Here is a 2,152-nt window from a genome sequence, read left to right as displayed (position 1 = left end):
TTTGTGTACACCGCAATACCTGTGGGAGCGGGCTTGCCCGCGAAGGGGCCCTGAAAGCCAACAAATAAGTTCGAATCGGTCGCCAAATCTCCATTCAACTCAGCTCTAAGCCCCTCAGATCCCCCTCAAGCCTGTCACCGGTCAACTAACTACTCTCCATGCGCATCTAGGGGATAGGTGCGTGGCGGCTCTTGTGATAACATCCGGCGGTTTCCACGGTTGCCCCGCGGGGTGACCTTTACTGCGCAGATCCATGGCATAACTCGTTGATTTGTCGTAAGTCGATGCATGGCACTCAGCCTGCAGCGACGAGCTTCGTTGGTCCTGACGAAGTTTCACCAAAAAAAGGAATCAGGCTTCTCATGGGCGAACTGGCCAAAGAAATCCTCCCGGTCAATATCGAAGACGAGCTGAAGCAGTCCTATCTCGACTACGCGATGAGCGTAATTGTCGGGCGGGCACTGCCGGATGCGCGCGATGGCTTGAAGCCCGTGCACCGGCGTGTGCTGTTCGCGATGAGCGAGCTGGGCAACGACTTCAACAAGCCGTACAAGAAATCTGCCCGTGTTGTCGGTGACGTGATCGGTAAGTATCACCCGCACGGTGATACCGCGGTGTACGACACCATCGTTCGGATGGCGCAGCCATTCTCCCTGCGTTACCTGCTGGTAGACGGCCAGGGCAACTTCGGTTCCGTGGACGGCGACAACGCTGCGGCCATGCGATACACCGAAGTGCGCATGACCAAGCTGGCGCACGAGCTGCTGGCTGACCTGCATAAAGAAACCGTGGACTGGGTGCCGAACTACGACGGCACCGAACTGATCCCGGCGGTCATGCCGACCCGCGTTCCCAACCTGCTGGTCAACGGCTCCAGCGGTATCGCCGTGGGCATGGCGACCAACATTCCGCCACACAACCTCGGTGAAGTCATCGATGGTTGCCTGGCGCTCATCGACAATCCTGAGCTGACCGTCGACGAGCTGATGCAATACATTCCCGGTCCGGACTTCCCGACTGCCGCGATCATCAACGGTCGTGCCGGCATCATCGAAGCCTACCGCACAGGTCGCGGCCGCATTTACATGCGCGCCCGCTCGACCATCGAGGACATCGACAAGGTCGGTGGTCGTCAGCAGATCGTCATCACCGAACTCCCATACCAGCTCAACAAGGCCCGTCTGATCGAGAAGATCGCCGAGCTGGTTAAAGAGAAGAAGCTCGAAGGCATCACCGAACTGCGCGACGAGTCCGACAAGGACGGTATGCGCGTCGTGATCGAGTTGCGTCGCGGCGAAGTGCCTGAGGTCATCCTCAACAACCTCTACGCCCAGACCCAGCTGCAAGCGGTGTTCGGTATCAACATCGTTGCGCTGATCGACGGCCGTCCACGGATCCTGAACCTCAAGGACCTGCTGGAAGCGTTCGTTCGTCATCGTCGCGAAGTCGTTACCCGCCGTACCGTGTTCGAACTGCGCAAGGCGCGCGAACGCGGGCACATTCTGGAAGGCCAGGCAGTTGCCCTGTCGAACATCGACCCGGTCATCGCCCTGATCAAGGCCTCGCCAACGCCGTCGGAAGCCAAGGAAGCGCTGGTCAGCACGCCTTGGGAGTCTTCGGCTGTAGTGGCGATGGTTGAACGTGCCGGTGCTGATTCCTGCCGTCCGGAGAACCTCGATCCGCAATACGGTCTGCGCGACGGCAAGTACTTCCTGTCGCCGGAGCAGGCACAAGCCATCCTGGAACTGCGTCTGCACCGTCTGACCGGCCTGGAGCACGAAAAGCTGCTGGCCGAGTATCAAGAGATCCTCAACCAGATCGGCGAGCTGATCCGCATCCTCAACAGCGCCACGCGCCTGATGGAAGTGATCCGCGAAGAGCTGGAAGTGATCCGTGCCGAATACGGCGATGTGCGTCGCACCGAGATCCTCGATGCCCGTCTCGACCTGACCCTGGGTGACATGATCCCGGAAGAAGAGCGCGTCGTGACCATTTCCCACGGTGGCTATGCCAAGACCCAGCCGTTGGCTGCGTACCAGGCCCAGCGTCGTGGCGGTAAAGGCAAGTCGGCGACCGGCGTCAAGGATGAGGACTACATCGCTCACCTGCTGGTTGCCAACAGCCACACCACGCTGCTGCTGTTCTCCAGCAA

1 protein-coding gene is annotated in these 2,152 nt (G+C 59.8%); it reads left to right on the top strand.

Annotation, left to right across the window (positions count from 1 at the left end; translation table 11 throughout):
- Window positions 1–362: 362 nt before the first annotated feature.
- The coding region (gene gyrA / locus ACRESJ_RS34835) for a DNA gyrase subunit A (protein WP_431761942.1) at window positions 363–2,152 on the top strand (1,790 nt) is incomplete at its 3' end.

Origin of the sequence: Pseudomonas sp., assembly GCF_050739655.1 — a bacterium.
GTDB lineage: Bacteria > Pseudomonadota > Gammaproteobacteria > Pseudomonadales > Pseudomonadaceae > Aquipseudomonas.
Note: the sequence above shows the minus strand (reverse complement) of the source record. Positions and strands in the feature narration are given on the sequence as shown.